We start from the raw sequence: 16,211 nt of genomic DNA, 5'->3' as shown, positions 1-16,211 counted from the left end.
TAGGAAATACGATCTCTCTCCAAAAAGTCCAGTTATGGATTGAAAAATGTTCCAGCTCTTAACAAGATATCGCATTGACTGCAAGACCACCTTTACTTGTCTCTTTATAGCGTTCACTCATATCATGACCAGTCTGGCGCATTGTTTCTATACAAGCATCAAGAGAAACAAAATGATCTCCATTACCATATAATGCAAGAGAAGAAGCCGTTACCGCCTTAACAGCTCCCATTGCATTACGCTCAATACAAGGCACTTGTACAAGACCTGCAACAGGATCACATGTCATTCCCAAGTGATGTTCAAGCGCAATTTCTGCCGCATTTTCAATTTGAGCTGGTGTTCCACCTAACGCTGCGGTCAACCCTGCTGCGGCCATTGAAGATGCCGTTCCAACTTCACCTTGACACCCAACTTCTGCACCAGAAATAGAGGCATTATGTTTGATAACACCGCCTATAGCTGCTGCAGTTAATAGAAAATTATGTATTCCCTCTCGATCTGAATCATCATTAAACTGAAGATAATAACGCAAAACGGCTGGGACGACACCGGCTGCTCCATTTGTTGGTGCTGTAACAACACGACCACCCGCTGCATTTTCCTCATTGACTGCTATAGCATATACCGAAAGCCAATCATTTGCCCAAAGTGGATAATTGTAATTTTTCTTTTGTTTTTCCAAAAGCGTTTCATGCAGCTTTTTAGCGCGCCTTAGAACACGCAATCCACCAGGCAACTCACCTTCTTGTGAAAGACCTCTATCAATGCAATTTGTCATCGCTGAAAAAATTTCATCAAGCCCTACATCAAGAGAAAAACGCTCTATCTTTGTTTCTTCATTTAAGCGCTTCATTTCAGCAATTGAAAGTCCTGATTTTTCTGCCATTGATAACATTGTACAAGCAGAATCGAATGGATATGGTACCTCAAATGCTTCTGGTTGTATATTATCATTCATATGGCTTAATTCATCCTCAGTCACAACAAAGCCACCACCGATAGAATAATAAATCTGCCGCAACAGAACATTCCCATCAGTATCAAGTCCTTCAAAGGCTAGTCCATTTGTATGTCCAGGGAGGATTTGCTTTCGTTCAAAAATAAGATCACGTTGCACATCAAACTGATAAGCGGGATGACCTTCTGGTTGCACTTTTTTTTCACGTATAACTTTTTCTAACAAAAACCCCATGCTATCAGGATCAACAGTAGAAGCTTTTTCTCCTAAAAGTCCTAATATGATAGCTCTATCTGTTGCATGACCAATACCCGTGAAAGCTAAAGAACCATAAAGATAAACACGTATACGAGAAACTTGAACATCAGACGACTGAGAAAAATCTCCTATCTTTTGCAAAAACATATTAGCAGCAGTCATTGGTCCCATCGTATGTGAGCTAGAAGGACCAATCCCAATTTTAAAAAGTTCAAAAACAGATAGAAACACGTATCACCTTAAACTATAGTACAGCTTGAGCATATATGCTTTTTCATAACGTTTCTTCCGTTTAAAATCAAATTGCGAGATAAACTAAAAAAATGACAACAATAAACACGAATGTCGCTCGTCTTGCTACCACCCAACACTTTCTTTCTATAGTGTTTTCCATTAGCCAACCTTTAAAACGGACAATGCCCCTAGAGTCACCACTCCCAATGTTCCAAACGTAGTAAAATAAGTGTTAATATGCAATATTAAAATTCAATAAGGATGAGAAATCTTATCGGAAATATTTTTCATAATGCACTAAGTTCTTCAAAACATATGCTTAATTGTATAAAATATTTTATGGGTATGTTTCAATGAAACGTACAAATTTTTCTAACGATTCTCGTTCTGTCTCAAAATTGTTTTCTGGAGCACTCATATCGCGATAACCAAGTGCCATACCACAGATAATATGGCGATCAGAAGGAATAGATAAAAGCGTACGAATCTGTTTATGATAATCAGCAAAAGCAGCTTGAGGACAGGTATCTAATCCAAATCCACGTGCAGCTAACATAATGGTCTGCATAAACATACCCAAATCAAGCCAACTCCCCATTTCCATGTCGTGATCCATTGTAAATAAGAGTCCTACAGGTGCATCAAAAAATAAAAAATTTCGCGCCTTTTGATGAAGTATTTTTTCTTCATCACCTTTTTGAATTCCAAGACTCTGATAAAGATCCAAACCAACTTTTCGACGCCTTGAAATATAGGGCTCACGCCACTGACGTGGATAATAACTATATTCACGCTCTCCTTTTACACCTGAAAGCACAAGTTGTGAAAGCTCTTGCCCTACTTTCTGTAATACACTTCCTGTAAGCACAATTACTTGCCATGGCTGAATATTTGTTCCAGATGGTGCACGTGCTGCAAGTTTTAAGATTTCTTTGATTGTTTCCAAACTAACTGGCTGATCAGTAAAAGCGCGAATTGACTTTCGTGACAATATAGATTGAAAAACACTCATAGGAGAAACTGTCATTGTTTTTACTTTCTTTATGAAAAATAGTTTTTTCTTATCAAGAATAATATACTGCGAAAATACCTTTGCAGCTTTTTCAAACACTCTATTTCTTTAAATGACTTACACATTTCACGCAGTGGTAAATATTCCCCTTAGAGACGGTATAATCTATCTCTTTTAAGAGAAAGAAATTAGTCTAAAAGAAGACAAAATAAATTTATAATCAATGACTACCCCCCAACTCCGCTAAGCTCTCAAAAAAAACTCTCTTCAATTCGTTCTAAATCCTGTAGAAGATCATCAACATCATGCTGCATCTGCTTTAAATCAGTTTGTTTTTTATGAATTCCTGCAATTAATTTCTTAAGCTTTTTCTCATCATCAGGTGGTTTTCCAACCATTGTCAACATATCAGATATTTCAGACAACGAAAATTTTACTCTGTTAGCATACAGGATTTGTTTTAACTTATGACGATCCGTTTATGTATAAAGCCGTGTACTTCCACACCGAAAAGGGATAAGAAGTCCCTCTTCTTCATAGCAAAGTTCGAGCTATTATTGAAAACTCACGTGTTAATTTTCCAATTGAATAATATTCGTACATTTTATTATTCTGTCTGCATAGATCACATTGTTATAAGAAATATGTCTATTTTTTATAAAACTTAGTGAGCACCTTAATCTCTACTTTTCTGCATTCTAATTTAGAAGAAAATACATTCACAAACATTGTATAGTAGAGAATCAATTATTTTTTAGATTATAGAAAAGACTCTTGATCTTTCATCATAAGTCCTTTTAAATTTTTATAGAAGATATCAATCAAAAATTTTCCTAAAGTTCAAAATCAATCTTATTTGATTTGTAGATAATCAACTCTTTTCCTTGAATATGATTTTTGAGTTTCACATATTTTGGAAAAATTCTATACTGCTTTTAGAAATTAAGAAACTTTAAAATAAAGTAACAAAAAAGATAAGCATCATTACAAAATAATAAGCTACTAAAGATGTTTAAAATAACTATCGCCTTATAATTTTTGATATTTTTCAAGAAAATATACAACTTCTGCATTTCGAAATAAAAAACGTCTGAACTTTCTATTCAGACGTTTTTATATTATGTGGTGTTGTATTTAAATTATTCAGTAACGGCCCCGGTTGTCATATTTGTCAACATAGCCTTAGCCACTTCGTTATTACTAGACTTACGCTGCTCATCTACAATCAAATCATCACGAACTGCAGCAATACGACGGATTTGAGAAATTGTACCACCCGTACCTGCTGGAATAAGACGACCGACAATAACGTTCTCTTTAAGTCCTTGCAAAGTATCAATTTTACCAGAAACTGCTGCTTCAGTAAGAACACGTGTTGTTTCCTGAAACGATGCCGCCGAAATGAAAGAAGGTGTTTGAAGAGAAGCTTTTGTAATTCCAAGAAGAATGGGATTACCAGATGCAGGTTTCTTCCCTTCTGCAATCAAATTATCATTGATTTCATCAAGTTCAATACGATCAACATTATCACCTGGAATATAACCAGAATCTCCAGATTCAGTAATTTCAACTTTTTGCAACATTTGACGAACAATCACTTCAATGTGCTTATCATTAATAAGAACTCCCTGCAGACGATAAACCTCCTGAATCTCATTAACAAGATAAGATGCCAAAGCTTCAACCCCCTTAATCGCCAAGATGTCATGAGGTGCTGGATTACCATCAAGGATATAATCTCCCTTTTCAATTTGATCGCCTTCTTGGAAGTGGAACAACTTACCTTTTGGAATCAAGTATTCTACTGCCTCAAGAGTTTCATCATTTGGTTCAATAATGATACGACGTTTATTCTTATAACCACGGCCAAATCGAATTGTACCACTAACTTCAGCAATAATCGCATGATCCTTTGGACGACGCGCTTCAAAAAGCTCAGCCACACGAGGAAGACCACCCGTAATATCTTTCGTCTTGGCACTTTCCATTGGCAAACGAGCAATAACATCACCAGCCTTAACATGAGCACCAAGCTCAACAGAAAGAATAGTTTCCACTGACATCATATAACGGGCTTCACCTCCCTTATACAATTTAGCAATGGATTCACCTTCTTTATCCGTGTGAATAATAATAGCTGGTTTAAGATCCGCACCACGTGGATTAGCGCGCCAATCAATCACCAAACGCTTCGTAATACCCGTAGATTCATCAGCTGTTTCAGTGACAGATAAACCATCAATCATATCTTCAAAACCCACATAGCCTTCAACTTCCGTTAAAATTGGACGTGTATAAGGATCCCATTCTGCTATACGTTGGCCACGTTTAACCACATCACCATCATCAACAAAAATATGAGCACCATAGCTAACACGATGTACAACGCGCTCTTTTCCTAACTCATCCTTGATAAGGATAGCCATATTACGCCCCATAACAACCAAATGGCCTTCAGAGTTACGAACTACATTACGATTACGAATCTCCACCTTACCTTCATAAGATGCCTCTAAATACGATGAATCAACAACCTGCGCAGTTCCTCCTAAGTGAAAAGTACGCATAGTAAGCTGTGTTCCCGGCTCACCAATGGATTGAGCAGCAATAACACCAACCGCTTCTCCCTGATTAACAGGTGTTCCACGCGCCAAATCACGACCATAGCATTTTGCACAAACACCAAGACGTGTTTCACATGTTAATGCAGAACGAATTTGAACAGATTGAATCCCAGCTGCTTCAATCTTCGCGACATCAGCTTCCTCAATCATTGCTCCACCTTCAAGGATAACCTCTCCAGAGACAGGATGTAGAATATCAACAAGCGCTGTACGACCAAGAATTCTTTGCCCAAGGGAGGCAACAATTTGTCCTGCATCAACAATCGGCTGCATGGTAAGCCCTTTTGCGGTACCACAATCAACTGCTGAAATAATAGCATCCTGTGCAACATCAACAAGACGCCGTGTTAAATAACCAGAGTTCGCCGTCTTTAACGCAGTATCAGCAAGTCCTTTACGTGCACCATGCGTGGAATTGAAGTATTCATTAACAGTTAGACCTTCTTTAAAATTTGAAATAATGGGTGTTTCAATAATTTCACCCGATGGTTTTGCCATTAATCCACGCATACCGGCCAATTGTCTCATCTGGTTAGCAGAACCACGAGCACCAGAGTGCGACATCATATAGATAGAATTCATCGGCCGTTGACGACCTGTTTTAGGATCAAAATCCACAGCTTGAATACGTTTCATCATTTCATCTGCGACGCGATCTGTACATTTACCCCAAGCATCTACAACCTTATTGTATTTTTCACCTTGTGTAATCAAACCATCATTATATTGCTGTTCGTACTCCTTAGCCAAAGCTTCTGTTTCTGCGACTAAACGCGACTTACTATCAGGAATAACCATATCGTCCTTACCGAATGAAATTCCTGCACGACAAGCATAAGAAAAGCCAAGCTGCATAATACGGTCACAAAAAATAACCGTCTCTTTTTGTCCACAGTGCCGATAAACATGATCAATCATTTTAGAAATGTTCTTTTTCGTCATCTCTTGATTGACAATATCAAATGAGATATCCGCACTTTTTGGCAAAAGCTCACCGATAATCAAACGACCAGGTGTCGTATCATAAAGTTTAGAGACTTCTTTTCCATCCTTCCCCATATTCTTAACACGGCCTTTAATCTTCGTATGAAGCGTTATAACCTTATTTTCCAAGGCATAATGAAGCTCACCTATATCAGAAAAGGCCATTCCTTCACCTGGTTCTTTTTCAGAAACAATTGAAAGATAATAAAGACCAAGAACCATATCCTGTGAGGGAACAATAATGGGAGCACCATTGGCCGGATGAAGAATATTATTGGTGGACATCATCAAAACACGGGCTTCAAGTTGTGCTTCAAGAGAAAGCGGCACGTGAACCGCCATCTGATCACCATCAAAATCTGCATTAAAAGCAGTACACACCAGTGGATGAAGTTGAATAGCTTTGCCTTCAATTAAGATAGGTTCAAAAGCCTGAATCCCCAAACGGTGCAATGTTGGCGCGCGGTTGAGTAAAACAGGGTGTTCACGAATAACCTCATCCAAGATATCCCAAACTTCTGGATGTTCTTTTTCAACAAGCTTCTTTGCCTGCTTTACCGTTGATGAATAGCCTTTTGCATCAAGCCGCGCATAAATAAAAGGCTTAAATAATTCAAGAGCCATTTTTTTGGGAAGACCACATTGATGCAATTTTAATTCAGGACCCGTCACGATAACAGAACGCCCCGAGTAATCAACACGCTTCCCAAGTAAGTTCTGACGAAAACGTCCTTGCTTGCCCTTCAACATATCTGATAAAGACTTAAGAGGACGTTTATTGGCTCCAGTAATCACACGCCCACGCCGTCCATTATCAAACAATGCATCAACAGCTTCTTGTACCATACGCTTTTCATTGCGTACGATAATTCCAGGAGCTCGCAATTCAATCAGCCGCTTCAAGCGGTTATTACGATTAATAACACGCCGATAAAGATCATTCAGATCTGATGTCGCAAAACGCCCACCATCAAGCGGAACCAATGGACGCAAATCCGGTGGAATAACCGGAATTGTTTTCATAATCATCCACTCTGGCTTATTTCCAGATTCAAGAAAATTTTCAACGATTTTAAGTCGTTTAATCAATTTTTTCTGCTTTAACTCTGAAGTTGTTTCAGCTAATTCAAGACGCAAATCATTAGCGATTTTATCTAACTCCATACTAGCTAAAAGCTCGTAAATAGCTTCAGCGCCAATCATAGCTGTAAACTGATCTTCTCCAAATTCATCAATAGCAAGCATATATTCTTCTTCAGAAAGAAGCTGATGGAGCTTAAGAGATGTTAACCCTGGTTCGGTTACAATATAATTCTCAAAATAAAGAACCCGTTCAATATCTTTTAAAGTTAAATCTAAAAGTGTAGAAATACGACCTGGTAATGATTTAAGAAACCATATATGCGCAACGGGTGCCGCAAGTTCAATATGCCCCATACGCTCACGACGTACGCGCGAAAGAGTAACCTCTACACCACATTTTTCACAAATAATGCCCTTATACTTCATGCGTTTATATTTGCCACATAGACATTCATAGTCCTTAATAGGGCCAAATATACGTGCACAAAAAAGACCATCACGTTCTGGTTTAAAAGTCCGATAATTAATAGTCTCAGGCTTCTTAATCTCACCATACGACCAGGACAAAATTTTCTCAGGACTCGCAATAGAAATACGAATAGAGTCAAATGTCTGCGCTGGCGCTTGAGGATTGAAAAGATTCATGACCTCGTGGTTCATGCTGTTCTCCTTCAAAGATTCTTAGAACCTGTTGTAATATCTCATTTATTTTATAACAGATCTTCTTTAAAATACATTTACTTTTAAAAATGACCTGTATAGCCTTAATAAGGTTATTGAGCCTCTTAAAGTAATAAGAGCGCAGCCCTTTTCTAGTGCGCTCCTTGAATTATTATTCTGCCGTATCAGACAATGCCCGCTGTGCAATAAGTTCACGCGCATCATCAAGCTCCACATTAAGAGCAAGTGAGCGCATTTCTTTTACCAACACATTAAAGCTTTCGGGTATACCTGCCTCAAATGTATCATCACCACGCACAATTGCCTCATAGACTTTTGTTCGACCAGCCACATCATCTGATTTTACTGTTAGCATCTCCTGCAAAGTGTATGCAGCACCATAAGCTTCAAGCGCCCATACCTCCATTTCACCAAAACGCTGACCACCAAATTGTGCCTTACCTCCTAATGGCTGCTGCGTAACAAGTGAATAGGGACCAATAGAACGCGCATGAATCTTATCATCAACAAGGTGATGCAATTTCAACATGTAAATATATCCCACCGTTACTGGACGATCAAAAGGCTCCCCAGTACGACCATCATAAAGCGTAACCTGCCCTGAACTATCTAAGCCTGCGTCTTCCAGCATCATGTTAATATCAGACTCATGTGCTCCATCAAAAACAGGCGTTGCAATTGAAACCCCTTTCTTCATCTGCAATGCCAATTTGTAAAGGCTTTCATTATCATACTGACGAACTGGTTCATTATGATTATCATCAGGCATAAGATTTTCAATACGCTGACGCAACGGCAATATATCCCCAGTCTCTTGATATAACTCTAACAAAGCACCAATCTTCTTGCCCATCCCCGCACATGCCCAACCAAGATGCGTTTCAAGAATTTGTCCAACATTCATACGACTAGGCACACCCAGCGGATTCAAGACGATATCAGCATGGGTCCCATCTTCAAGAAATGGCATATCCTCTACGGGAAGAATACGTGAAACAACACCCTTATTCCCGTGACGTCCCGCCATCTTGTCACCTGGTTGGATTTTGCGCTTCACAGCCACAAAAACTTTCACCATTTTCATGACACCAGGAGGCATTTCATCACCTCTTTGGACCTTTTCAACCTTATCCATAAAGCGACGTTGTAATGCTTCTTTTGATTCATCATATTGCTTGCGCAAAGCTTCAATTTCATTTTGAAGCTTTTCATCCTCAACAGCAAATTGCCACCACTGGGATCGCGGATAATGCCCCATTACTGTACTATCAAGCTTTTTACTACCCGAAAAGCCTTTCGGACCTTCTACAGCAACTTTACCTGTCAACATATCGGTGAGGCGCGCATAAACATTGCGATCAAGAATAGACTGTTCATCATCACGGTCTTTTGCTAAACGCTCAATTTCTTCACGCTCAATTGCCATCGCACGTTCATCTTTTTCCACGCCATGGCGATTAAAAACGCGAACTTCAACAACAGTACCAAAAGTCCCAGGAGGCATACGCATAGAAGTATCACGAACATCGGATGCCTTTTCCCCAAAAATTGCACGCAGAAGCTTTTCTTCCGGCGTCATGGGACTTTCACCTTTCGGGGTAATCTTTCCAACTAAAATATCACCTGGTTGAACTTCAGCACCAATATAAATAATGCCAGCTTCATCAAGATTTCTTAACGCTTCTTCCGCAACATTAGGAATGTCGCGCGTAATTTCCTCAGGTCCAAGTTTTGTATCGCGTGCCGCAACTTCAAATTCCTCGATATGAATTGAAGTAAACACATCATCAGCAACAATGCGCTCGGATAACAAAATAGAATCTTCATAATTGTATCCATTCCAAGGCATAAAGGCTACGAGAACATTCCGCCCAAGAGCCAAATCACCAAGATCCGTGGATGGACCATCTGCAATGATATCACCTTTCTCTACCCTATCACCGACATGTACAAGAGGACGCTGATTAATACAAGTGGACTGATTAGAACGCTGAAATTTCTGTAAGCGGTAAATATCAACGCCTGATTTTGAAGGATCTAAATCTTCTGTTGCACGGATAACAATACGGGTAGCATCGACTTGATCAACAACACCACTACGTTTTGCACTCACAGCAGCTCCTGAATCGCGCGCAACAATAGATTCCATTCCCGTCCCAACAAATGGCGCTTCAGCGCGTACAAGAGGAACTGCTTGACGCTGCATGTTCGATCCCATAAGCGCACGATTCGCATCATCATTTTCCAAAAAAGGAATAAGCGCTGCTGCAACTGAAACCAACTGTTTTGGTGAAACATCCATCAAATCAACATGATCACGCGGCGCCATTAAAACTTCACCAGCATGACGGCAAACAACAAACTCTTCTATAAAACGACCTTCGTTATCTAATGAAGAATTAGCCTGAGCGACATAATGCTTTGCTTCTTCCATCGCTGAAAGATAAATAACTTCTTTTGTGACTTTTCCATCAATAATTTTTCGATATGGGCTTTCAATAAAGCCATATTTGTTAACTCGCGCAAATGTTGCTAAGGAGTTAATCAGACCAATATTGGGGCCTTCTGGTGTTTCAATCGGACAAATACGACCATAATGCGTAGGATGTACGTCACGGACTTCAAAACCCGCACGTTCACGAGTCAAACCACCTGGACCAAGAGCAGAAAGACGGCGCTTATGGGTAATTTCTGACAATGGATTGGTTTGATCCATAAACTGCGACAATTGTGAAGACCCAAAAAATTCACGGACTGCTGCTGCCGCAGGCTTTGCATTGATCAAATCCTGTGGCATAACTGTATCAATTTCAACCGATGACATACGCTCTTTTATCGCACGTTCCATACGAAGAAGACCAATGCGATATTGATTTTCCATCAACTCCCCGACGGAACGAACGCGACGGTTGCCAAGATTATCAATATCATCAATTTCACCACGTCCATCACGCAATTCAACCAACATCTTAACAACAGCAAGAATATCCTCTTGGCGTAAAATGCGAACTGTGTCTGGACAATCAAGATCCATACGTAAATTCATCTTAACACGCCCGACAGCTGAAAGATCATAACGCTCTGGATCAAAAAACAATGAATGGAACATTGCTTCTGCTGTATCGATTGTTGGAGGTTCACCTGGACGCATCACCCGGTAAATATCAAATAACGCATCCTGCCGACTTTCATTTTTATCCACCTTCAAAGTATTGCGGATGTAAGCGCCAATATTCATGTGATCAATATCAAGAATATTGACTTGATCAGCACTAACATCGAGCAGAACTTTTAATACTTTTTCGTCAATTTCATCACCAGCTTCAAGGTAGATTTCACCTGTTTCGTAATTGACGATATCTTCGGCTAGATAACAACCTAATAAATCATCTTCACTAACTTTAACCGCTTTAAGTCCTTTTTCTACCAAAGACTTCGCAGTACGAACTGTTAATTTTTTACCAGCCTCCGCAACGACTTCACCACTATCTGCATCTATAAGGTCAGAAATGAGCTTCATTCCTTTAAAGCGATCCACAGAATAAGGAACTCGCCATCCTTCTCCATCACGCTCATAAGTCACTTTATCATAAAACGTCGATAAAATATCCGACGCATCCATACCTAATGCCATCAAAAGACTAGTAACAGGAATCTTGCGCCGTCGATCAATACGCGCATAAATGATGTCCTTAGCATCAAACTCAATATCAAGCCAAGAACCACGATACGGAATAACACGAGCAGCAAAAAGAAGCTTTCCTGATGAATGGGACTTTCCTTTATCATGGTCAAAAAAGACACCAGGAGAACGATGCATCTGAGAAACAATAACACGCTCCGTACCATTAACAATAAAGGTACCATTCGTCGTCATTAAAGGCATATCGCCCATATAAACGCCTTGCTCTTTAATGTCTTTGATATCTTTGGAGCCAGTATCCTCATCAACATCAAAAACAATCAAACGCAATATGACCTTTAATGGGGCAGCATAAGTTAAATCACGTTGACGGCACTCTTCAACATCAAATTTTGGTAAATCAAATTCATAACCTACAAACTCAAGCATAGCTGTACCGGAAAAATCTGAAATAGGAAAAACCGATTTAAAAACAGCTTGCAAACCTTCATCTGGTCGCCCACCTTTCGGTTCCTCAACCATGAGAAATTGATCGTATGAGGCTTTTTGAACCTCAATAAGATTCGGCATTTCTGCTACTTCAGGAATCTTACCAAAAAATTTCCGTACGCGCTTACGACCATTGAATTGAGACATCATTGCGTGAGTCTGAGCCATCGTCGCTCCTTGATCTTTACTCTTCAAGGTAGACCAACCTTGAAAGCCTTATACCATTAACCTGCATATGCAGACCAGTTCACTTGACACTCAATAATGAGCATCATTAACTTTCCCCACCAACATAAGCCATTTATCTCTTTGACTCTATGATGAAGGGGTAAGTAATCCAAACCTATCCCATTCCTGTTACGAAACCATTGGGAAAAGTTTTTTACTCATTATTTTCCCTCTTTGTATTAAGAGAAAGAAAATCGGCGAACATAAATGCCCGCCGATAAAATTAAATTTACTTAAGTTCCACCTTAGCACCGGCAGCTTCAAGTTGAGATTTAATTTTTTCTGCTTCTTCTTTAGAAGCAGCCTCTTTAATAGGCTTAGGTGCACCTTCAACCAGATCTTTAGCTTCTTTAAGACCAAGTCCAGTAAGAGCACGAACTTCCTTAATAACATTAATTTTTTGTGCGCCACCTTCAACAAGAATAACATCAAATTCTGTTTTTTCTTCAGCAGCTGGAGCAGCAGCACCAGCAACAGCAGCGACAGCTACAGGAGCAGCAGCCGAAACTCCCCACTTTTCTTCAAGTAACTTAGAAAGCTCAGCGGCTTCCAAAAGGGTTAGATTAGAAAGGTCTTCTACGATCTTCTCTAGATCAGCCATTTTTAAATTCCTTCAATTAAAAGATTTGAACCATTATTAAATCTTATTCAAAAAAACAGAAAAGCATTAAAGCTCTTCCATAAACGTGAATACAAACAGCCTTAAGCCGCCTTATCCTCCTGAGCATATGCTCCAATGACACGTGCAACCTGACCAGCAGGGGCATTAACAACCTGTGCAATACGGGTCGCAGGGGTAGAAATCATACCCACAAGTTTTGCACGCAACTCGTTTAATGAAGGCAATGAAGCCAATGACTTCACAGCATCTACAGTTAAACTTGTTGCACCCATTGAACCGCCAAGTATGACAAATTTGTCATTGCTTTTCGCAAAATCAACAGCAACTTTCGGTGCTGTGATTGGATCTTCTGAATAAGCAATAAGTGTTTGTCCAGTAAACAAACCCACTATCGATTCAGATTCCGTGCCCTGAAGAGCGATTTTAGCAAGACGGTTTTTGGCGACCTTAACGGCACCGCCAGCTTCACCCATTTTCGAACGCAGATCATTCATCTGTGAAACTGTCAGACCGGAATAATGTGCAACAACAACAGAACCAGACTTCCGAAAAGCCTCGTTAAGCCATGTAACAAATTCGCGTTTTTCCGCTCTATTCACTGTCTCTCTCCATTTAACAGATTTGCTTAAAACAAACCTGTTGGTTACCTTTGATAACATAAAATACTTCATGTCACCGATGAGGATCCTGTCCCCTTTTTCACGCACAGCGTTCAAAGGCAACCTTGGCTCAAACCCTTTAAGTCTTTTAACTCTCAGTTTTTACCCCAGTCTCATGCAGGTTTTTTTGATTAAGATACTTAAAAGCATCACCTACAATCTCGGACAGGATATTCCGGAATTTCTCCCGGTACAACCTAAGCCCTATAAAGCTTAGATAGCGAGCTGATCAAAATCAGCATTTTAAATACAATTTTGATATTCCCATACCCCAAAACAAAATTATAAATCAGCTTATACTAGCTCTGAACGAACCGTTGCTGGATCAACTTTAACACCAATTCCCATAGTCGACGAAACAGCAACGCGCTTAATATACTCACCTTTTGCACCTTGCGGTTTGGCTTTAATAACTGCACTTGCAAAGGCTTTTATATTTTCTACGATTTTTTCAACACCAAAAGAAGCCTTACCAATACCAGCATGCACAATACCAGCTTTTTCCACACGAAACTCAACAGCACCACCTTTAGAAGCTTTGACAGCACCGGCGACATCAAGTGTTACAGTACCAACTTTCGGATTCGGCATCAAACTCCGTGGACCAAGAATCTTACCAAGACGACCAACAAGAGGCATCATGTCTGGCGTTGCAATACAACGATCAAAATCTATAGTCCCTCTATTAACGCTTTCAAATAAATCTTCGGCACCCACAATATCAGCTCCTGCCGCCTTAGCTTCCTCAGCCTTATCCCCACGAGCAAAAACGGCAACACGAATATTTCTCCCTGTTCCATTAGGCAAATAAGCAACGCCTCGAACCATTTGATCAGCATGACGAGGATCAACACCCAAGTTCATTGAAATTTCGATTGTTTCATCAAACTTAGCAACGGCACGCTCCTTAACCATTGAAACGGCATCTTTTAAAGCGTAGAGTTCATTAAAATCAATATCTTTTCGGATATTTTTTATTCTTTTTGCTACTTTTGCCATAATATTAGCCCACCACTTCCAAGCCCATCGAGCGAGCAGAACCTTCAACCATACGCATTGCTGCCTCAATGTCATTCGCATTAAGATCTTTCATCTTTGATTCCGCAATCGAACGAATTTTATCGCGAGAAATGCTTCCTACAGACACTTTACCAGGCTCTTTTGAGCCAGATTTCAGGTTTGCTTCCTTCTTTAAAAAGAATGATACAGGAGGCGTCTTGAGAGAAAAGGTGAAAGACTTATCTTGGTAATACGTAATAACAACTGGAATCGGTGCCCCCTTTTCCATTTCTTGTGTCGCTGCATTAAACGCCTTACAAAATTCCATGATATTAATACCACGCTGCCCAAGAGCTGGACCAATTGGTGGAGATGGAGTAGCAGCTCCTGCAGGAACCTGCAACTTAAGCTGACCTATACTTTTTTTTGCCATAACAATCTGCCTTTAATTTCACTGGTATACTGACAATTCATCTTGCCCGTTACCCGCTTGCAGTCACGTGGTTCGGATCATTAAGCCGACAAAAGCTATAAATCACCTCCCACTCCTTCCTTAAAGTAATTAAAACTACTCTAAGTTTAATCAGAGTTTTTCAACCTGACCAAATTCCAAATCAACAGGCGTAGGACGCCCAAAAATAAGCACTTCAACCTTAAGACGAGAGCGCTCTTCTTCAACCTCTTGAACAATTCCATTAAACGAAACAAAAGGACCATCAGCAACGCGAACTTGCTCTCCAACCTCAAACAATACAGAGGACTTTGGAGACTCAACCCTTTCCTGAACTTGTTTGAGAATTTGTTCAACCTCTCGATCAGAAATAGGAACAGGACGCGCATCCGACCCTAAAAAACCTGTCACTTTAGGCGTATTCTTAATAAGATGATAAACTTCATCTGTTAACTCAGCACGAACAAGAACATAACCAGGAAAAAATTTTCGCTCAGTATCAACTTTGCGTCCACGACGAACCTCTACAACACGCTCTGTTGGAACAAAAATCTTTTCAAAAAGATGATCAAGTCCCTTTTGCTTTGCCTCCTTATCAATAGCTTCCGCTACTTTCTTTTCAAAATTTGAATATGCCTGAACAATATACCAACGAGCTGCCACAGTCACACTTCCTTACATTCTCAACTAAAAAGATATTTCAGAAGATCAATAACCCGCCAAACACCAAAATGCATAACCTGATCCACAATAAAAAAGAAAGCTGAAGCCAATGCAGTTACCAACAAAACCATAATAGTAGAAATAACCGTCTCACGACGTGTAGGCCATTTCACTTTAATTGTTTCTGCATAAACCTGCTTCAAAAAGGTAATCGGATTGGTTTTAGATGCCATCGTCACACTATACTCTCTCTAGTCCTATTGTGTTTTATAGAACAAAATAAACAGGAAAAAATGCAAAAGCCAACTTTCAGACTTATGCAATTTCCTTACTTTCTATTCAATACCGTTTCACACACAAAAAAACAAGCCCCATATCAAAAAAAGCGAAAAAGGCAGCAAAATCCACTCCCTTATATGTAAAATCCCTCTTTGGCAGGGGCAGCAGGACTTGAACCCGCGACCTGCGGTTTTGGAGACCGCCGCTCTACCAACTGAGCTATACCCCTAACTCTCAAAACTAAAACACTTTTAACACCCCTTTAACAAGCATTATTTATTCAATGATCTTAGAGACGATACCGGCACCAACAGTACGACCACCTTCACGAATAGCAAAAC

At 39.8% G+C, this 16,211-nt stretch carries 11 protein-coding genes, 1 tRNA gene and 1 pseudogene; all 13 read right to left on the bottom strand.

The genetic code is table 11. The features are described from left to right. Positions 1 to 58: 58 nt before the first annotated feature. A complete protein-coding gene (locus ACFIM6_RS06255; RefSeq protein WP_375612116.1) occupies positions 59 to 1,450 on the bottom strand; it encodes an L-serine ammonia-lyase in 1,392 nt (463 codons plus the stop codon). 340 nt (positions 1,451 to 1,790) lie between these two features. Further along, on the bottom strand, positions 1,791 to 2,480 hold the full coding sequence (locus ACFIM6_RS06250) for a nitroreductase (RefSeq protein WP_375612167.1): 690 nt from the start codon (positions 2,478 to 2,480) through the stop codon (positions 1,791 to 1,793). Positions 2,481 to 2,716: 236 nt separating this feature from the next. Further along, positions 2,717 to 2,890, bottom strand: coding sequence for a hypothetical protein (locus ACFIM6_RS06245; protein ID WP_375612115.1), 174 nt, complete (start codon positions 2,888 to 2,890; stop codon positions 2,717 to 2,719). Positions 2,891 to 3,604: 714 nt separating this feature from the next. Next, on the bottom strand, positions 3,605 to 7,816 hold the full coding sequence (rpoC, locus tag ACFIM6_RS06240; protein ID WP_375612114.1) for a DNA-directed RNA polymerase subunit beta': 4,212 nt from the start codon (positions 7,814 to 7,816) through the stop codon (positions 3,605 to 3,607). 172 nt (positions 7,817 to 7,988) lie between these two features. Next, on the bottom strand, positions 7,989 to 12,137 hold the full coding sequence (gene rpoB / locus ACFIM6_RS06235; RefSeq protein ID WP_375612113.1) for a DNA-directed RNA polymerase subunit beta: 4,149 nt from the start codon (positions 12,135 to 12,137) through the stop codon (positions 7,989 to 7,991). Positions 12,138 to 12,426: 289 nt separating this feature from the next. After that, a complete protein-coding gene (gene rplL, locus ACFIM6_RS06230) occupies positions 12,427 to 12,798 on the bottom strand; it encodes a 50S ribosomal protein L7/L12 (protein ID WP_273790654.1) in 372 nt (123 codons plus the stop codon). Between the two features lie 101 nt (positions 12,799 to 12,899). Beyond that, entirely contained in the window at positions 12,900 to 13,418 is a 519-nt protein-coding gene (gene rplJ, locus ACFIM6_RS06225) for a 50S ribosomal protein L10 (protein ID WP_012755027.1), read from the bottom strand. A gap of 354 nt (positions 13,419 to 13,772) precedes the next feature. After that, positions 13,773 to 14,477 (bottom strand): 50S ribosomal protein L1, encoded by a 705-nt coding sequence (gene rplA / locus ACFIM6_RS06220; protein WP_375612112.1) that lies wholly within the window; start codon positions 14,475 to 14,477, stop codon positions 13,773 to 13,775. A gap of 4 nt (positions 14,478 to 14,481) precedes the next feature. Beyond that, positions 14,482 to 14,910, bottom strand: a complete 429-nt coding sequence (gene rplK / locus ACFIM6_RS06215; protein ID WP_273723157.1) for a 50S ribosomal protein L11 — start codon at positions 14,908 to 14,910, stop codon at positions 14,482 to 14,484. Positions 14,911 to 15,060: 150 nt separating this feature from the next. Continuing rightward, positions 15,061 to 15,591 (bottom strand): transcription termination/antitermination protein NusG, encoded by a 531-nt coding sequence (nusG, locus tag ACFIM6_RS06210; RefSeq protein WP_273790740.1) that lies wholly within the window; start codon positions 15,589 to 15,591, stop codon positions 15,061 to 15,063. A 20-nt stretch (positions 15,592 to 15,611) separates the two neighbouring features. Continuing rightward, the gene (gene secE, locus ACFIM6_RS06205; protein ID WP_273790652.1) at positions 15,612 to 15,824 is read right to left on the bottom strand and encodes a preprotein translocase subunit SecE; all 213 of its coding nucleotides are present in this window, start codon (positions 15,822 to 15,824) and stop codon (positions 15,612 to 15,614) included. 199 nt (positions 15,825 to 16,023) lie between these two features. After that, positions 16,024 to 16,099, bottom strand: a tRNA-Trp gene (locus tag ACFIM6_RS06200). Positions 16,100 to 16,146: 47 nt separating this feature from the next. Then, positions 16,147 to 16,211, bottom strand: a pseudogene (locus ACFIM6_RS06195) (elongation factor Tu); the annotation flags it as partial.

The organism is Bartonella sp. AA9NXGY, assembly GCF_042196845.1.
GTDB lineage: Bacteria > Pseudomonadota > Alphaproteobacteria > Rhizobiales > Rhizobiaceae > Bartonella.
This window is presented reverse-complemented; position numbering and strand designations above follow the sequence as displayed.